19 protein-coding genes are annotated in these 15,541 nt (G+C 73.9%); 11 read left to right on the top strand and 8 right to left on the bottom strand.

Translation table 11 applies throughout. The annotated features are described in order from the left end of the window. Positions 1 to 148 precede the first annotated feature (148 nt). Positions 149 to 1,108: a DUF4349 domain-containing protein gene (locus IG69_RS0115240; protein ID WP_030529036.1), complete on the top strand. Its 960-nt coding sequence runs from the start codon at positions 149 to 151 to the stop codon at positions 1,106 to 1,108. A 3-nt stretch (positions 1,109 to 1,111) separates the two neighbouring features. Here the strand turns inward: IG69_RS0115240 and IG69_RS0115235 are convergent, their stop codons facing one another. The 5 genes from IG69_RS0115235 to IG69_RS0115215 form a co-directional block, all read right to left on the bottom strand. Continuing rightward, complete coding sequence (locus IG69_RS0115235; protein WP_036830331.1) at positions 1,112 to 1,621, bottom strand: GNAT family N-acetyltransferase; 510 nt, start codon at positions 1,619 to 1,621, stop codon at positions 1,112 to 1,114. A 4-nt stretch (positions 1,622 to 1,625) separates the two neighbouring features. Continuing rightward, entirely contained in the window at positions 1,626 to 2,081 is a 456-nt protein-coding gene (locus IG69_RS0115230; RefSeq protein ID WP_051750661.1) for a DinB family protein, read from the bottom strand. 32 nt (positions 2,082 to 2,113) lie between these two features. Beyond that, positions 2,114 to 3,190 (bottom strand): uroporphyrinogen decarboxylase, encoded by a 1,077-nt coding sequence (gene hemE, locus IG69_RS0115225; RefSeq protein ID WP_030529033.1) that lies wholly within the window; start codon positions 3,188 to 3,190, stop codon positions 2,114 to 2,116. A gap of 25 nt (positions 3,191 to 3,215) precedes the next feature. After that, positions 3,216 to 4,040, bottom strand: a complete 825-nt coding sequence (locus IG69_RS0115220) for a DMT family transporter (protein ID WP_030529032.1) — start codon at positions 4,038 to 4,040, stop codon at positions 3,216 to 3,218. Between the two features lie 74 nt (positions 4,041 to 4,114). Next, on the bottom strand, positions 4,115 to 4,315 hold the full coding sequence (locus IG69_RS0115215) for a hypothetical protein (protein WP_030529031.1): 201 nt from the start codon (positions 4,313 to 4,315) through the stop codon (positions 4,115 to 4,117). Positions 4,316 to 4,476: 161 nt separating this feature from the next. On the opposite strand from IG69_RS0115215, the gene IG69_RS0115210 reads away from it, so the two are divergent. Together IG69_RS0115210 and IG69_RS0115205 are read left to right on the top strand one after the other, a co-directional pair. Then, a complete protein-coding gene (locus IG69_RS0115210; protein ID WP_030529030.1) occupies positions 4,477 to 5,061 on the top strand; it encodes a DUF3000 domain-containing protein in 585 nt (194 codons plus the stop codon). Between the two features lie 7 nt (positions 5,062 to 5,068). Continuing rightward, a complete protein-coding gene (locus tag IG69_RS0115205) occupies positions 5,069 to 6,325 on the top strand; it encodes an HRDC domain-containing protein (RefSeq protein ID WP_030529029.1) in 1,257 nt (418 codons plus the stop codon). A gap of 43 nt (positions 6,326 to 6,368) precedes the next feature. Here IG69_RS0115205 and IG69_RS0115200 read toward each other — a convergent pair whose 3' ends face one another. Beyond that, entirely contained in the window at positions 6,369 to 6,650 is a 282-nt protein-coding gene (locus tag IG69_RS0115200) for a YrhK family protein (RefSeq protein WP_030529028.1), read from the bottom strand. A 66-nt stretch (positions 6,651 to 6,716) separates the two neighbouring features. Further along, entirely contained in the window at positions 6,717 to 7,352 is a 636-nt protein-coding gene (locus tag IG69_RS0115195; RefSeq protein ID WP_030529027.1) for a pyridoxamine 5'-phosphate oxidase family protein, read from the bottom strand. 130 nt (positions 7,353 to 7,482) lie between these two features. Between IG69_RS0115195 and IG69_RS0115190 the strand changes: the two genes are divergently transcribed. From IG69_RS0115190 to IG69_RS0115170, 5 genes are all read left to right on the top strand, one after another. Continuing rightward, positions 7,483 to 8,694 (top strand): thiolase family protein, encoded by a 1,212-nt coding sequence (locus IG69_RS0115190; RefSeq protein ID WP_030529026.1) that lies wholly within the window; start codon positions 7,483 to 7,485, stop codon positions 8,692 to 8,694. Between the two features lie 3 nt (positions 8,695 to 8,697). Beyond that, complete coding sequence (locus IG69_RS0115185; RefSeq protein WP_030529025.1) at positions 8,698 to 10,824, top strand: 3-hydroxyacyl-CoA dehydrogenase NAD-binding domain-containing protein; 2,127 nt, start codon at positions 8,698 to 8,700, stop codon at positions 10,822 to 10,824. 141 nt (positions 10,825 to 10,965) lie between these two features. Continuing rightward, the gene (locus tag IG69_RS0115180; RefSeq protein ID WP_245616165.1) at positions 10,966 to 12,507 is read left to right on the top strand and encodes a helix-turn-helix domain-containing protein; all 1,542 of its coding nucleotides are present in this window, start codon (positions 10,966 to 10,968) and stop codon (positions 12,505 to 12,507) included. Positions 12,508 to 12,517: 10 nt separating this feature from the next. Continuing rightward, complete coding sequence (locus IG69_RS0115175) at positions 12,518 to 12,859, top strand: antibiotic biosynthesis monooxygenase family protein (protein WP_051750618.1); 342 nt, start codon at positions 12,518 to 12,520, stop codon at positions 12,857 to 12,859. Positions 12,860 to 12,911: 52 nt separating this feature from the next. Next, complete coding sequence (locus tag IG69_RS0115170) at positions 12,912 to 13,154, top strand: hypothetical protein (RefSeq protein WP_030529022.1); 243 nt, start codon at positions 12,912 to 12,914, stop codon at positions 13,152 to 13,154. Positions 13,155 to 13,172: 18 nt separating this feature from the next. On the opposite strand, the gene IG69_RS0115165 is transcribed toward IG69_RS0115170, so the two are convergent. Continuing rightward, a complete protein-coding gene (locus tag IG69_RS0115165) occupies positions 13,173 to 13,622 on the bottom strand; it encodes a hypothetical protein (protein ID WP_030529021.1) in 450 nt (149 codons plus the stop codon). A gap of 113 nt (positions 13,623 to 13,735) precedes the next feature. Here IG69_RS0115165 and cysM point away from each other — a divergent pair, with 113 nt between their 5' ends. The 3 genes from cysM (at position 13,736) to IG69_RS0115150 (ending at position 15,417) form a co-directional block, all read left to right on the top strand. Beyond that, positions 13,736 to 14,650 carry a cysteine synthase CysM gene (gene cysM / locus IG69_RS0115160; protein ID WP_211251022.1) on the top strand — a complete coding sequence of 305 codons (915 nt, stop codon included), beginning with the start codon at positions 13,736 to 13,738 and terminating at the stop codon, positions 14,648 to 14,650. A gap of 184 nt (positions 14,651 to 14,834) precedes the next feature. Next, positions 14,835 to 15,146 carry a PLD nuclease N-terminal domain-containing protein gene (locus tag IG69_RS0115155; RefSeq protein ID WP_030529019.1) on the top strand — a complete coding sequence of 104 codons (312 nt, stop codon included), beginning with the start codon at positions 14,835 to 14,837 and terminating at the stop codon, positions 15,144 to 15,146. 40 nt (positions 15,147 to 15,186) lie between these two features. Further along, complete coding sequence (locus IG69_RS0115150) at positions 15,187 to 15,417, top strand: hypothetical protein (protein WP_030529018.1); 231 nt, start codon at positions 15,187 to 15,189, stop codon at positions 15,415 to 15,417. Positions 15,418 to 15,541 lie beyond the last annotated feature (124 nt).

Here is a 15,541-nt window from a genome sequence, read left to right as displayed (position 1 = left end):
GGAGTTCCCGGGCGGGTGGCGCGCCGGACCGGGGTCCGGCGAGACCCGGCCGATGCCGACCCGTGACCACATCGAGACCGCCGACGGGGAACTCCGACGGACGGTGCGGCGCCCCAGCGGAGACCGAGCCACCGACGAAGGAGTCACCGTGCCCACCACCTCCCTCCCCCCGTCCCGACGCCTCGCCGCCGCCCTGGCCGCCGGCGTCCTGTGCGTCAGTGCCCTCGCCGCGTGCAGCGCGTCCGACTCCGGCGCCTCGTCGTCCGCCGCCGGCGGTGCGGCCGATGCACCGGCCGCGAGCGTCGAGGCGCGCGACCAGGCGGCGACCGCCGTGGACCAGCAGGGCACGGGCAGCAAGGCCGCCGGGGGCGGCGCCTCGGCGGCGGTCGTCCCGGCCGTGGCCGAGCGCAAGCTGGCGCGGCGCGCCGACGTCTCGCTCGAGGTGGGCGACGTCGCGCGGGCCGCCTCGACCCTGCGGGCCGTCGCCACGCGCCAGGGCGGGCTCGTCGTCGCGGAGGAGGTCTCGAGCGACCCTGCCGCGCAGGGCAGCTGGGGCACCATCACCCTTTCGGTGCCCACGGCGAAGCTCGACGCGACGCTCGACGAGGTCGGGAAGGCCGGCAAGGTCCTGTCGCGGCAGACGAGCACCGACGACGTCACCGGTCAGTACGTCGACACCGCCGCCCGCGTCGAGACGATGAAGGCCAGCGTCGAGCGGGTCCGCCTGCTCATGGGCCGCGCGGACAAGCTGGCCGACGTCGTGAGCCTCGAGGCCGAGCTGTCCCGGCGGCAGGCGGACCTGGAGTCGATGGAGCAGCAGCTCGCCGCCCTCGACGACCAGGTGAGCCTCTCCCCCGTCACCGTCCGGCTCGCGACGAAGGCCGGTGCGGCGCCCACGGAGGAGCCGACCGGGTTCGTCGCCGGGCTCGCGGCGGGCTGGACGGCGTTCACCCGGTCCGTGCAGCTCGTCCTGACGCTCCTCGGCGCGGTCCTGCCCTTCGGCGTCGCCGCGGCGCTCGTCCTCGTCCCGCTCGTCGCGTGGCTGCGCCGCCGCCGGCCGGTCACAGTCGCGACGGCGCAGACCCCGCCGGCCGCCCCCTCGGCCTGAGGCTCAGGGGCGCCCGGTCTCCATTGACCACCGGGTCTCGCCGTCGACGACGACGTCCGTCGGCCGCATCCCGAGCGACCGGGCCACCGCCTCCGACGGCGCGTGGCCCGGTCGCACGTGGGCGAGCACCACCTCGGCGCCCCGCCGCCGGGCCTCGGCCAGCACGAGCGCGGCCGCCCGGCGCGCGACGCCCCTGCCCTGCCACGGGGTCCCGACGACCCACGCGAGCTCGGCGCGGGCTCCGTCGCGGGTCAGCGTCGCCTGGACGTAGCCGACGAGAGGGCCGTCGCCGCCGTCGCGCACGACCCAGGTGCACCACTCCTCGCTCGGGTCCGCGGGCCCGCGCAGCTGCCGGGCGTAGCGGGCGCGCAGCTCGTCGGCGCTCGCCGGACGGCCCCCGATCACCGAATGCAAGGCCGGGTCGCCGAGGGCGCTCGCCATCTCCTCGGCGCGCTCCACGCGCAGCGGCTCGAGGGTCAGCCCGTCACCGGTGAGGACACGGTCGGCGGGCACGGGCTCAGGCGTCCCGGGCATCCGCGGCGAGCACCTGCTCGCGGAGGATGTCGGCGTGCCCCGCGTGCTGCGCGAGCTCGCGCAGAAGGTGCAGCTGCACCCAGCGCATCGACAGCGGCCCGCGCCGGTTGCCGTGGACGAGGTCGTCGAGGCCGACGGTCGCCGCGATGGACCGCGCTGTGGCGCAGGCCTTCTCGTGGTCGGCCAGCACGGAGGCGATGGTGTCGGCGTCGTCGAGGACGAACGTCTCGTCGACCGTGGCGGGCAGCCCGATCTCGGTCCGCGGCCGCTGCAGCACGGCCTCCTCCGACCACACCCGCTCGACGAAGGTGACGTGCTTGAGCAGCCCGAGCAGCGTCGTCGCGGACGGCACGAGCCGACGTCGCGCCTGCTCCTCGGTCAACCCGGCGAGCGTCACGCGCAGCCCGGCCCGGTGCTCGTCGAGGAACGCGTCGAGCATGGCGCGCTCGTCGGGTGCCGCCGGGCCGCCGGTCACCGCGCGGAGACCTCGTGGACGAGCTCGACGACGCGGGTGAGCACGTCGGGGTCGGTGTGCGGCAGGACGCCGTGGCCGAGGTTGAAGACGTGCCCGGGAGCGGCCCGACCCTCCTCGACGATCTCGACGACCCGGCGCTCGAGCGCCTCCCACGGCGCGAAGAGCAGCGCCGGGTCGAGGTTGCCCTGGAGCGGCCAGCGTCCGCCCGTGCGCTCGAGCGCGTCGGTCAGCGACACCCGGTAGTCGACCCCGACGACGTCGGCGCCCGCCTCGCCCATGAGGGTGAGGAGCTCGCCGGTGCCCACCCCGAAGTGGATGCGCGGCACGCCGAGGTCCGCGACGGACGCGAGCGCAGCCGCGGAGTGCGGGGCGACGAAGCGCTCGTAGTCGGCGCGGCTGAGGAAGCCGGCCCAGGAGTCGAAGAGCTGGAGCGCCGAGGCACCGGCCTCGCCCTGCACCCGCAGGAAGGCGCCGGAGATGCGGGCGAGCCGGGCGCACAGGTCGTGCCACAGCTCGGGGTCGCCGTGCATGAGGGCCTTGGTGTGCTCGTGGTTCTTCGACGGCCCTCCCTCGACGAGGTAGGACGCGAGGGTGAACGGCGCGCCGGCGAAGCCGATGAGCGGCGTCGCGCCGAGCTCGGCGGTGAGCATCCGGACCGACTCGGTGATGTCGGGGACGTCCTCGGGGACGAGGTCGCGCAGCCGCTCGAGGTCGGCGCGGGTGCGCACCGGCTCGGCGACGACCGGGCCGACACCGGCGACGATGTCGAGGTCGATGCCGACGGCCGCGAGGGGCACGACGATGTCGGAGAAGAAGATCGCCGCGTCGACGCCGTGGCGGCGCACGGGCTGGAGGGTGATCTCGGTGACGAGGTCGGGGCGCCGGCAGGACTCGAGCATCCCGACGCCCTCGCGGACCTTGCGGTACTCGGGCAGCGAGCGCCCGGCCTGGCGCATGAACCAGACCGGGGTGTGCGGCACGGGCAGGCCGCGGGCGGCCCGCACGAGGGCGGAGTCGGAGGCGGGCGCGGCGGCCGGGCTCGGGGAGGTCGTCACGGCTCGACATCCTCCCATCCGCCGGCGGGGGTGGACGCCGCGGTCAGAGGGCGATAAGGACCGCGCCGCCGAGGGCGAGGGCGACGCCGGCCCGCTGCACCCGCCGCAGCCGTTCCTTGATGACGACGCGCGCGAGCACGATCGTCACGACGGGGTAGAGCGAGCCGAGCACGGAGGCGATGCTCACCTCGCCGCGCGAGGACGCGATGCCGAAGAGGAAGTTCGCGCCGAGGTCGCCGCAGCCGATGAGCAGCAGACCGGGCACCTCGCGCGGGGTGACACCGCCGGTCGAGCGCACGAGCAGGGCGACGACGACGAGGATGCTCACCGACGTCAGGCGCATCCCCCAGAGCGTGAGGAGCGCGGACTCGCGGGCGCCGCGGTCGAGGCAGTAGAGGGCGAGACCGAAGCCGAGGGCCGCGACCGAGGCGAGGACGACCGGGCGTGGGGAGACCTCGCCGGTCAGCTCCGGGCCGCTGGCCAGCGTGACGCCGATGATCGCGACGAGCATCCCGACCCAGGCCCACGGCGAGGGGGTGTCGCCACCCGCCACGCCGAGGACGACGGGCACGACGACGCCGAGGGCGGCGATCGGTGCGACGACGCCCATCGTCCCGGCGGACAGGGCGGAGTAGAAGCAGACGAGGCCGGTCATCCCCGCGAGGCCGGCGGCGACCGACCACAGCGGCCAGCCCTCGAAGGTGACGGTGTCGCGACGGACGAGGACGATCGCCGAGACGACCAGGAGGGCCAAGCCCTGCGTCCAGCCGACGACGGCGACCGGTGGGCGGCGCCGCGAGGCGAGGCCGGCGAAGAAGTCCGAGGTGCCCCAGACCGCCGACGAGGCGAGGGCGAGGAGGCTCAGCACAGCCGCAGGCTAGGCGAGGAGGGGCGGGCCGGGCAGCGCCGTCCGGGGGCGGCGTTCGGAGTCGGAGGGGTGGGTCAGGCGGTTTCCACCGACGGGTCGAGGTATTCGGCGACCCCCTCGCGGTGGCCGAATACCTCGACCCACTCGAGCCCGTCCGGGTCGAGGTGAAACTGGACCCCCTCGCGGTCGCGTTTCACCTCGACTCGGCGGAGTCCCGTCGCCCGATGGTGGATGCCCCCGATTTCCTTGCCCGTGCGAGGTTTCCCGTGCGCCATGGAAGGAACACCTTCCGCGGTGGAAGGGAAACCTTGCCGAGTGGAAGGGACGCCTTCCGCGGTGGAAGGGAAATCTTGCCGGGTGCAAGGGGTCGACCGGTCGGCTGCCGTTCGGCGCGCCCTGCCGCGCTGGGGCGGGCGCGCGTCCTACTGTGCTCCACGTGGCGCGCAGCACCGTGACCGGGAGGGAGTCCCCGGACTTCACCCGGGCACTCGACGAGCTGCACCGTGCGCGGCTGCGGCCCGAGGTGCGGCTCACCGAGGTGCCCGCGCCCCAGCGGATCGCCCCGCACGCGGTCGCGCTGACCGCCGACGTCATCGACCCGCACGACCCCGACTCCGAGCTCGCCTCGGGCCGGTTCGTCCTCCTCCACGACCCCTCCGAGCCCGAGCCGTGGGGCGGCGCCTGGCGCGCCGTCACCTTCGCCCGGGCCGAGCTCGAGGAGGAGTTCGCCACCGAGCCGCTGCTCGGCGAGGTCGGCTGGAGCTGGCTGACCGACGCGCTCACGGCGCGCGGTGTGCCGTTCATCGCCGAGGCCGGCACCGTGACGCGTGTCGTGTCCGAGAGCTTCGGCGGCCTCGCCGACCGCCCCGCGAGCGTCGAGATGGAGCTGCGGGCGTCGTGGACGCCGCTCGGCCCCGAGGCCGGCGAGCACCTCCTCGCCTGGTCCGACCTCCTGTGCACGATCGCCGGGCTGCCCCCGCTGCCCGACGGCGTCGTCGCCCTCCCGGGCCCTCGACGGTGACCGCCGGATGAGCCAGGAGACCCCCCACACCGACCCGACCCCGGAGGACGACCACGTGCCCGCCACTCCCGTCGCGGAGCCCGTGCCACTCGAGGAGCCGGCCGAGGGCGTGCCCTCCGTCGTCGAGACCGAACGCGGCCTGGACGAGGCCGCCGCCGCCATCGCCGCGGGCGTCGGCCCGGTCGCGATCGACGCCGAGCGCGCCTCGGGCTACCGCTACGGCCAGCGCGCCTACCTCGTGCAGCTGCGCCGCGAGGGCTCGGGCACCTGGCTCATCGACCCCGTCGCCGTCCCCGACCTCACGCCGGTCAACGACGCGATCGGCGCCGCGGAGTGGATCCTCCACGCCGCCACCCAGGACCTCGCCTGCCTCGCCGAGGTCGGCCTGCGCCCGCGCCAGCTGTTCGACACCGAGCTCGCCGCCCGCATCCTCGGCCTGCCGCGGGTCGGTCTCGCCGCGGTCGTCGAGCATTACCTCGGGCTGCGCCTGGCCAAGGAGCACTCCGCGGTCGACTGGTCCACCCGCCCGCTGCCCGACCCGTGGCTGCGCTACGCGGCGCTCGACGTCGAGGTCCTCGGCGAGCTGCGCAACCTCATGGGCGTCGACCTCGCGGCGCAGGGCAAGGACGAGTGGGCGCGCCAGGAGTTCACCGCGCTGCTCACCTGGGCCCCGACCGAGCGCGTCGACCCGTGGCGGCGCACCTCCGGCATCAACACGCTGCGCTCGCGCCGGGCCGTCGGCGTCATCCGTGAGCTCTGGTACGCCCGCGACACGATCGCCCGCGAGCGCGACACCTCGGTCGGCCGCGTGCTGCCGGACGCCGCGCTCGTCGACATCGCGGCCGCGCTCCCCCGCGACACCGCGGCCCTGCCGTCCGGCCACCGCGCCATCAAGCGCTACGGCCGGCAGTGGGTCGAGGCGGTCGAGCGGGCCGTCGCGCTGCCGGAGGAGAAGCTGCCGCCGCGGACCCTCCCGTCGGACGGCCCCCCGCCGCCGCGCGTGTGGGCCGACAAGAACCCCGCGGCCGCCGCCCGGCTCTCGGCGACGCGCGCCGCCCTCACCGAGTTCGCCGACGAGCACAGCATCCCGGTCGAGAACGTCTGCTCCCCCGACCCGCTGCGCCGCGTCGTCTGGACGCCGCCGGAGCAGCGCGACGTCGAGGGCTTCTCGGCCGCGCTGGCCGCCTACGGCGTGCGCCGCTGGCAGGCCGACGTCGTCGCGCCGATGCTCGTCGCGGCCTTCGAGGCGCACCCCGACTCCTGACGGCAGCCTCACCGGCCGCCCCTGGCGAGGCTGGTCGCCGCCTTCAGAAGTCCTGGCTGCTCTCGGTCGGCCCGCTCCCGCCGTGCCGCTGCCGGTGGCGGCGCAGGTGGATGCGCCGGGACAGCCGGATCGAGGGCCTCAGCATCAGCTGGGCCGAGCCGACGACGAAGAACCAGGTGCCCGCGTACGTCGTCGACTCCCGGAAGAACAGGATGCTCCCGACGAGGAACCAGACCGCGATGAGCAGGTCGTTGACGATGCTCAGCGTCTCGTAGCGATTGCGCAGCACGAGCTCGTCGTCGGTCCAGGGCAGCGTCAGGTCCACGGTCTTCTCCTCCCGGAGGTCAGGGGTCGGTCCCGTCCAGGCTGGCAGACCGCGAGTCCCACACCCTCAGCGGTAGAGGCCCTCGGCGTACGCGGGGCCGTAGTAGGCGTCGAGCTCCTCGAGGCTGCGCCCGTCGGGCTCGACGTCGTGGGCGATGACGGCCCGCCGCGGCACCTCGTCGAAGGGCCGCCAGGTCTCCGGCTCCCAGAGGCCGGCGCGCAGGAACGCCTTGCTGCAGTGGAAGAACACCTGCTCGACGTCGACGACGAGGGCGAGCAGCGGGCGGTGGCCCCGCACCGTCATCTCGTCGAGGAACGGCGCGTCCGACACCAGGCGCGCCCGGCCGTTGACGCGCAGCGTGTCGCCACGCCCGGGCACGAGGAAGAGCAGGCCGACGTGCGGGTTCTCCAGCACGTTGCGGTAGCCGTCGACGCGGCGGTTGCCCGGGCGCTCCGCGACGGCGATCGTGCGGCGGTCGAGGACGTGGACCAGGCGCCCGGCGGGGTCGCCCTTCGGCGAGGCGTCGCACGCGCCGTCGGCGTCCGCGGTGGCCAGGACGCAGAACGGGGCGGCCCGCAGCCACGCGAGGTCGACGTCGAGCAGGTGGTCGCGCTCCTTCTCGACGGCCCGCCGGGCCGGCTCCCCGACGAGGGCCGCGAGCGCCTCGACGTCGTCGACGGTGGTCCACCCGCGCTCGTCCATGCCCCTCAGGCTATGGCGCGTGACCCCGGTCACTCCGGCACCTCTCGATGACTGAGCGCTTGCTTAGTACGATCGCCACAGCCCGGTCCCCGCCGGGCGGTCCCACGTCCCCGACCAGGGAGGCCACCTCGTGCCCCGTGAGCTCCAGGAGGTCGTCTTCGTCGACGGCGTCCGCACCCCCTTCGGCAAGGCCGGCGAGAAGGGCATGTACGCCCAGACCCGCGCCGACGACCTCGTCATCAAGTGCGTCCGCGAGCTGCTGCGGCGCCACCCCGAGCTCCCGGCCGAGCGGGTCGAGGAGGTCGCCATCGCCGCGACGACGCAGATCGGCGACCAGGGCCTGACCCTCGGCCGGATGACGGCGCTCCTGTCCGGGCTGCCGAAGTCGACGCCGGGCTACTCGATCGACCGGATGTGCGCCGGCGCGATGACCGCCGTGACGACCGTGTCGTCGGCCATCGGCGTCGGGGCCATCGACATCGCCGTCGCCGGTGGCGTCGAGCACATGGGCCGTCACCCGATGGGCGAGGGTGTCGACCCCAACCCGCGGATCGTCGCCGAGCGCCTCGTCGACGAGTCCGCCCTCGTCATGGGCAAGACCGCCGAGAACCTCCACGACCGCTTCCCGCAGCTGACCAAGGAGCGCTCCGACGCCTTCGCCGTCGGCAGCCAGCGCAAGCTCGCCGCCGCCTACGAGGCCGGCAAGGTCCAGCCCGACCTCGTCCCCGTCGCGACCCGCCACGTCGAGAAGGGCTGGGGCCTCGCGACCGCCGACGAGCCGCCGCGCCCCGGCACGACGCTCGAGGAGCTCGCCGGCCTCAAGACCCCGTTCCGTCCGCACGGCAACGTCACCGCCGGCAACGCGGCGGGCCTCAACGACGGCGCCACCGCCTGCCTCCTCGCGAGCCAGGCCGCCGCCGACGAGCTCGGCCTGCCGGTCCGGATGCGCCTGGTCTCGCACGCCTTCGTCGGCGTCGAGCCCGAGGTGATGGGCATCGGTCCGGTCCCCGCCACCGAGAAGGCCCTCGCCAAGGCGGGCCTGACCATCGACGACATCGGCCTCTTCGAGCTCAACGAGGCGTTCGCCGTGCAGGTCCTCTCCTTCCTCGACCACTTCGGCATCGCCGACGACGACGAGCGCGTCAACCCGTGGGGCGGCGCCATCGCCACGGGTCACCCGCTCGCGTCCTCCGGCGTGCGCCTCATGACCCAGCTCGCCCGTCACTTCGAGGAGCACCCCGAGGTGCGCTACGGCCTCACCGCGATGTGCATCGGCATCGGGATGGGCGGCTGCGTCATCTGGGAGAACCCGAACCACGCGGACTACCGGAAGGACGCCTGAGCCATGACCACCACCACCCAGGCCCCCGCCCTGCCCGCCGAGGTCGTCACCCGCACCCCCGTGCAGGACGTCACGCTCCCCGGCGGCGCCGGCACCCTGGCCCTCGTCACGCTCGACAACGGCAAGGACCACACCCGCCCGAACACCTTCGGCCCCGAGGGCGTCGCCGGGCTCCAGGCCACGCTCGACACCCTGCGGGCCCGCGCCGAGGCCGGCGAGATCCAGGCCGTCGGCGTCACCGGCAAGCCGTTCGTCTTCGCCGTCGGCGCCGACCTGTCCGGCATCCCGTACGTCACCGACCGCAGCCAGGCCGTCGAGATCGCGCAGGCCGGCCACCGCGCCTTCGCGACCCTCATGGACCTGCCGGTGCCGACGTTCGCGTTCGTCAACGGCGCGGCGATGGGCGGCGGCGTCGAGCTCGCGCTCGCGGCCGACCACCGGACCATCTCGGCCGGCGTGCCCGCCTTCGCCCTCCCCGAGACCTTCCTCGGGCTCGTCCCCGGCTGGGGCGGCTGCTGGATGCTCCCGAACCTCGTCGGTGCCGAGGCGGCCCTCAAGGTCGTCATCGAGAACCCGTTGTCGCAGAACCGGATGCTCGCCGCCAAGGATGTCGCCGCGATGGGCATCGCCGACGTCCTGCTCCCCCCGGCGGACTTCCTCGAGGACTCGCTGCGCTGGGCGGCCGGAGTGCTGAGCGGCGCCGTGACCGTCGAGCGCGCCGAGGTCGACCGGTCCGCCGAGGCGTGGGACGCCGCGTGCGACCGCGCCGGCAAGGTCGTCGTCGCCAAGACCGGCGGGCGGGCCCCCGGCGCGCTGCGGGCGGTCCAGCTCGTCCGGGCCGCGCGGACCGCGTCGCGCGAGGACGCCTTCGCGGCCGAGGACGAGGCGCTCGGCGACCTCATCATGTCCGACGAGCTGCGGGCCGGCCTCTACGCCTTCGACCTCGTCCAGAAGCGGGCCAAGCGGCCGGCCGGCGCCCCCGACAAGGCGCTCGCCCGCCCGGTCACCAAGGTCGGCGTCGTCGGCGCGGGGCTCATGGCGAGCCAGCTCGCGCTCCTCTTCGCGCGCCGCCTCGGGGTGCCGGTCGTCATGACCGACCTCGACGAGGACCGCGTCGCCAAGGGCGTCGGCTACGTGCACCAGGAGGTCGACCAGCTGCTCGCCAAGCGCCGGGTCTCCCCCGACAAGGCGTCCTTCCTCAAGGGCCTGGTCACCGGCTCGACGAGCAAGGACGGCTTCGCCGACGCCGACCTCGTCATCGAGGCCGTCTTCGAGGAGATGTCGGTCAAGCAGCAGGTCTTCGCCGAGGTCGAGGCCGTCGTCTCCGCCGAGTGCGTCCTCGCGACCAACACCTCGTCGCTGTCGATCACCGAGATGGCGAGCGGGCTCACGCACCCCGAGCGGGTCGTCGGCCTGCACTTCTTCAACCCCGTCGCGGTCATGCCGCTGCTCGAGGTCATCCCCGGCGAGCACACCGACGAGGCGACCCTGGCCACCGGCTTCGCGGTGGGCAAGGGCCTGAAGAAGACGTGCATCCGCTCCAAGGACTCGGCGTCGTTCGTCGTCAACCGCCTGCTCGGCCGCTTCATGGGCGAGTACTCGCGGGTCGTCGACGAGGGCACCCCGGTCGCCGTCGCGGACCGCGCCGTCGCCGGCCTCGCGCCGATGCCGCCGTTCGTCCTGCTCGGCCTCGTCGGTCCGGCCATCGCGCTGCACAACAGCGAGACCCTGCACCGCGCGTTCGGTGACCGCTTCTTCGTCTCCCCGACGCTGCGGCGCCTCGTCGAGGCGGGCAAGCGTGGCTACTACGCCACGGACGAGCGCGGCCGCCCGGTGCCCGACCCGGAGGTCGAGGCGATGCGCGAGCAGCCGGCCGAGCCGGTCGAGCTCTCCGTCGACGAGGTCCGGGCCCGCGTGCTCGGCGCCATCGCCGAGGAGGTCGGGCTGATGCTCGCCGAGGGCGTCGTCGAGGCCCCGATGGACATCGACCTGGCGATGATCACCGGCGCCGGCTTCCAGTTCTGGAACGGCGGGATCATCCCCCTGCTCGACCGCGAGGGCGTGACCCAGCGCGTGCTCGGCCGCCGGGTCCTCCCCCACGGCGTCGCGAGCGTGCCCGCCACCGCCTGACCACCCGCGCGACCCGCTCGACGACGGCACGGACCACCCGGTCCGTGCCGTCGTCGCAGGTCACGGGGGTCCCTGAGAGACCCCCCAGGACGCGCGGGCCGCAACGCGGCGATATCTCATATCTGATCTACCATGGTCTGCGTGACGACCACCTCCGACACCTATCTGACCCGGATCGGCACCCTCATCCGGGACGCCCGCCGCCACCAGGGGCTGACCCAGAGCGAGCTCGCCGAGCTCCTCGGGACCAGCCAGAGCGCGGTCGCCCGGATCGAGCAGGGCAAGCAGAACCTCTCGCTCGAGATGCTCGCCCGCGTCGGCGAGAAGCTCGACAGCGAGTTCGTCTCGCTCGGCCACTCCGGTCCCCAGCACCTGCGGATCGTCGGCGGGCGCAAGCTCTCCGGCTCGATCCCCGTCAAGACGAGCAAGAACGCCGCCGTCGCCCTCCTGTGCGCGAGCCTGCTCAACAAGGGCCGCACGACGCTGCGCAACCTTGCGCGGATCGAGGAGGTCAACCGGATCATCGAGGTCCTCACCTCGATCGGCGTCAAGGTGCGCTGGCTGCCCGACAGCAACGACCTCGAGATCGTGCCGCCGGCCCGCCTGGACCTCGACGGCATCGACATCGAGGCCGCCCGCCGCACGCGCACCGTCATCATGTTCCTCGGGCCGCTGCTCGCCGAGTACGACGACTTCCAGCTGCCCTACGCCGGCGGCTGCGACCTCGGCACGCGCACGGTCGAGCCGCACCTGTCGGCGCTGCGCCACTTCGGGCTCGACGTCACGGCGACGCACGGCTTCTACGAAGCCGCCGTCGACCGCAGCCGCCACCCGAAGCGCGCCATCGTCCTCACCGAGCGCGGCGACACCGTGACCGAGAACGTCCTGCTGGCCGCCGCCCGCTACGAGGGCACGACGGTCATCCGCAACGCGTCCCCGAACTACATGGTCCAGGACCTGTGCTTCTTCCTGCGCGGGCTCGGGGTCGAGATCGACGGCATCGGCACGACGACCCTCACCGTCACCGGCGTGGGCCGCGTCGACACGGACATCGAGTACTTCCCCTCCGAGGACCCGATCGAGGCGATGAGCCTCATCGCGGCCGCGGTGGTGACCGGCTCCGAGATCACCATCGAGCGGATGCCGATCGAGTTCCTCGAAATCGAGCTGGCCACCCTCGAGGAGATGGGCCTGAAGTTCGACCTCACCGAGGAGTACCTCGCGAACAACGGGCACACCCGCCTCGTCGACCTGACGATCCACCCCGGCCCGCTCACCGCGCCGGTCGACAAGATCGCCCCGATGCCCTTCCCTGGCCTCAACATCGACAACCTGCCGTTCTTCGCGCTCATCGCCGCGTGCGCCGAGGGCACGACGATGATCCACGACTGGGTCTACGAGAACCGCGCGATCTACCTCACCGAGCTGACGAAGATCGGCGCCCAGGTGCAGCTGCTCGACCCGCACCGGGTGATGATCACCGGCCCGACGCCCAAGTGGCGCGCCGCCGAGGTCATGTGCCCGCCGGCGCTGCGCCCCGGCGTCGTCGTGCTCCTCGCGATGCTGGCCGCGCCCGGCACCTCGGTGCTGCGCAACGTCTACGTCATCAACCGCGGGTACGAGGACCTCGCCGAGCGCCTCAACGCCCTCGGCGCGACGATCGAGACCTTCCGCGACATCTGAGGGTCCTGACGTGCCCGGCGTCGAGCGCCCGCTCACGGGCCAGGTGGTGACGGTCTTCCGCAACCGCCTGCGCCCGGAGCACGAGGGTGCCTACCGGGACGAGCTCGCCGTCGTGGCCGAGCTCGCCCGGTCGATGCCGGGGTTCGTCGAGACGAAGACCTTCGTCGCCGAGGACGGCGAGCGGGCCACGATCGTCACGTTCGCTGACGCCGCGTCGCACCGGGGATGGCGCGACCACCCGCGCCACCGCGAGGCGCAGCGCCACGGCATCGCCGACTACTACAGCGAGTACTCGATCGCCGTCGGCGAGACCTCCTACGCGTCGTCCTTCACGCACCGCCCTGAGGTCTGAGCCCTCTCGCGACCTCTCGACAGGAGGCTCTCCCCCGGCGCACACTGCGGGGATGGAGCGCTCCGTCCCCGGTCGCAGCGCGGTCGTCGCCGACGCCCGCGGCGAGGGGCGTGCGCTGCGCGTGACGTGGCACCCGGAGGCCGGCGTCGTGGTGCTCTCGGTCTGGCGCGACAACGTCTGCGTCGCGACGACCCGCCTCGCGCCGGACGAGGCCGCCGACCTCGTCGAGGTGCTGGCCTCCGGCCTTGCCGACGGCTACGACGCGGTGCGGCAGGCGCGTCCCGAGGCCGGCTGAGCCCCTTCGGCTCGTGCGTCAGGGGAAGCCGGCGCCGGCCTCGAGCCTCAGCCGCAAGAGGACGTCGAGCGCCACCGAGTCGCCGTCGCGCCCTCCGGCGCCGACCTGCAGCGGCGCGTCGCTCGGGTCGAGGTGGATGCCCGTGAGCCGTCCGCGCAGGCTGGGCGCGACGACGAGGACGTACCAGCGCCCGTCCGTGCCGACCGCGGCCCGGTGGTCGCGGCGCACGTACCAGCCCTCGACGTCGGTCCGCAGCGTCCCGCTGCCGCTGTAGGGCCGCGCGCGCAGGCGGGTGGGCTCCACACCGGCCGCGCGCATCGCCTCGGCGAACTCCGCGACCATCGGGGCGGTGCGCCGGGCCTCGGCCTGCGCCGCCCGCTGCGCCGCCGCGTGGTGGTACTCGGCGTTCTCGCGGGCCTGCCGTCGCCGCTGCGCCGCCGCGTCCGTCGGGTCGCCGTCCACGCTCATGGAGCGATCATCGCAGGACGCCGTGACCGCTCCACGGCAGAGGCGTCGCGGTGTCGTCGCGTCGGGTGGGCACGTCATCATCCTCTCCCGGCGCCCGCCCTAGACTTGGGGCCGTGACCACTCCCCCGGCGTACCCCACGATGGAGGACGTCATCGGCGGTACGCCGCTGGTGCGTCTGCAGCGGCTCCCCGGGGTGGAGAACGACCGGCGCGGCAACGTGCTGCTCGCCAAGCTCGAGGGCAACAACCCCGCCGGCTCGGTCAAGGACCGGCCGGCGATCAGCATGATCCGCGGCGCCGAGGCGCGCGGCGAGATCTCCCCCGGCGACACGCTGCTCGAGGCCACCTCCGGCAACACGGGCATCGGCCTCGCGATGGCGGCGGCCATCAGCGGCTACCCGCTGGTCATCGTCATGCCCGAGGACGCCTCCGTCGAGCGGGCGCAGACGATGCGGGCGTTCGGCGCCGAGCTGGTCCTCACGCCCGCGTCCGGCGGGATGGAGGAGGCCCGCGACGTCGTGACCCGGATGGAGCAGGAAGGTCGCGGCCGGGTGCTCGACCAGTTCGGGAACCCCGACAACCCCCGGGCCCACGAGCTCGGGACCGGTCCGGAGCTGTGGGAGCAGACCGGTGGTCGCATCACGCACTTCGTCTCGGCGATGGGCACGACCGGCACGATCACCGGCGTCTCGCGCTACCTCAAGTCCCGCAACCCCGAGGTGCAGATCGTCGGCGCGCAGCCGGCGGAGGGCTCGAAGATCCCCGGCATCCGCGCGTGGCCGCCGGCGTACGTCCCCCGCATCTTCGACCCGTCCGCGGTCGACCGGACCGTCGAGGTCACCCAGGCGGACGCCGAGGAGATGGCCCGGCGGCTGGCCCGCGAGGAGGGCATCTTCGGCGGCCCGTCGGCGGCCGGCGCCTGCTGGACCGCGCTGCAGGTGGCGCAGGAGGTCGAGAACGCGACGATCGTCTTCGTCGTCTGCGACCGCGGCGACCGCTACCTCTCGAGCGGCGTCTTCCCCGCCTGAGGCGCCCTCTGTCGAGCGAGGTTCCGCGTCGTCACGGTGATGACGCGGACGTTCGTGCAGGACGCGCTTGTATCCCCGTCCCGCGCCACTTTCCGCGCCGTCCCTGTGACGAACCGGGCCTCGGCAGGGCCCATCTGCCCCGATCGGATGACGACGCAGTGCGTGACGTGCGACGCTGCCCCGCGTGATCCGCTACCTGCCGGTGCTGCTCGAGCTCGCCCTGACCGTCTACTGCCTCATCGACGCCGTCCAGACCGACGAGCTCGTCATCCGCAACCTGCCGAAGCTCGCGTGGATCTTCATCATCCTGCTGTTCCCGATCGTCGGTGGCGTGGCGTGGCTCGTCGCCGGTCGCCCGACCCGCGACACGTGGTCCGGGCGCACCCAGCAGCAGCGCTGGGAGGACCACCGCCGCGAGCAGGAGTGGCTCCGCGCACAGGAGCGCCGTCGCTCGCAGGGTCCGGACGACGACCCCGACTTCCTCAAGGGTCTCTAGACCGCTGCGCGAGTCGGGCCACGCGCCCTACGATCCGTCCATGACGAGCTCGGTGGAGGGGCAGGAGCGTCGGGACCTCGACGCGGCGGAGACGCGCATCTACGGCGTCGTCTGGCTGGGGCTGCTGGCCGCTGCCGCCGGCGTCGTGGTCGGCGTGGTGACGGCCCTGTCAGAGACGGGCTTCTTCGTGGTCGGTGCTGCCCTGACCACCACCTCCGTGACGCTCGGCGCGCTCGTGTACCTGGTCAGCAAGGTGCTCGACCGGCTGTAGCACCAAGGGGACAGAACGTGGCCGACCTCGACGTGTCGAAGGGGAAGAACGTGCTGGGCCTCGCCACGGGCCTCGGCGGCGGATTCATAGCGCGTCCCCGGACGTCGGCGCCAGCATCCTCGTG

Source organism: Phycicoccus jejuensis (assembly GCF_000720925.1).
Classification (GTDB): Bacteria; Actinomycetota; Actinomycetes; order Actinomycetales; family Dermatophilaceae; genus Phycicoccus; species Phycicoccus jejuensis.
The sequence above is the reverse complement of the archived record's forward strand: the minus strand, read 5'-3'. Positions and strand labels throughout refer to the sequence as shown.

Coding starts and splice junctions, on each gene's coding strand:
- IG69_RS0115230 (WP_051750661.1), bottom strand. CDS start 2,081: ATGCTCGACGCGTTCCTCGACGAGCACCGGGCCGGGCTGCGCGTGACG.
- hemE (WP_030529033.1), bottom strand. CDS start 3,190: ATGGGAGGATGTCGAGCCGTGACGACCTCCCCGAGCCCGGCCGCCGCG.
- IG69_RS0115215 (WP_030529031.1), bottom strand. CDS start 4,315: ATGGCGCACGGGAAACCTCGCACGGGCAAGGAAATCGGGGGCATCCAC.
- IG69_RS0115205 (WP_030529029.1), top strand. CDS start 5,069: ATGAGCCAGGAGACCCCCCACACCGACCCGACCCCGGAGGACGACCAC.
- IG69_RS0115195 (WP_030529027.1), bottom strand. CDS start 7,352: ATGGACGAGCGCGGGTGGACCACCGTCGACGACGTCGAGGCGCTCGCG.
- IG69_RS0115185 (WP_030529025.1), top strand. CDS start 8,698: ATGACCACCACCACCCAGGCCCCCGCCCTGCCCGCCGAGGTCGTCACC.
- IG69_RS0115170 (WP_030529022.1), top strand. CDS start 12,912: ATGGAGCGCTCCGTCCCCGGTCGCAGCGCGGTCGTCGCCGACGCCCGC.
- IG69_RS0115165 (WP_030529021.1), bottom strand. CDS start 13,622: ATGAGCGTGGACGGCGACCCGACGGACGCGGCGGCGCAGCGGCGACGG.
- IG69_RS0115150 (WP_030529018.1), top strand. CDS start 15,187: ATGACGAGCTCGGTGGAGGGGCAGGAGCGTCGGGACCTCGACGCGGCG.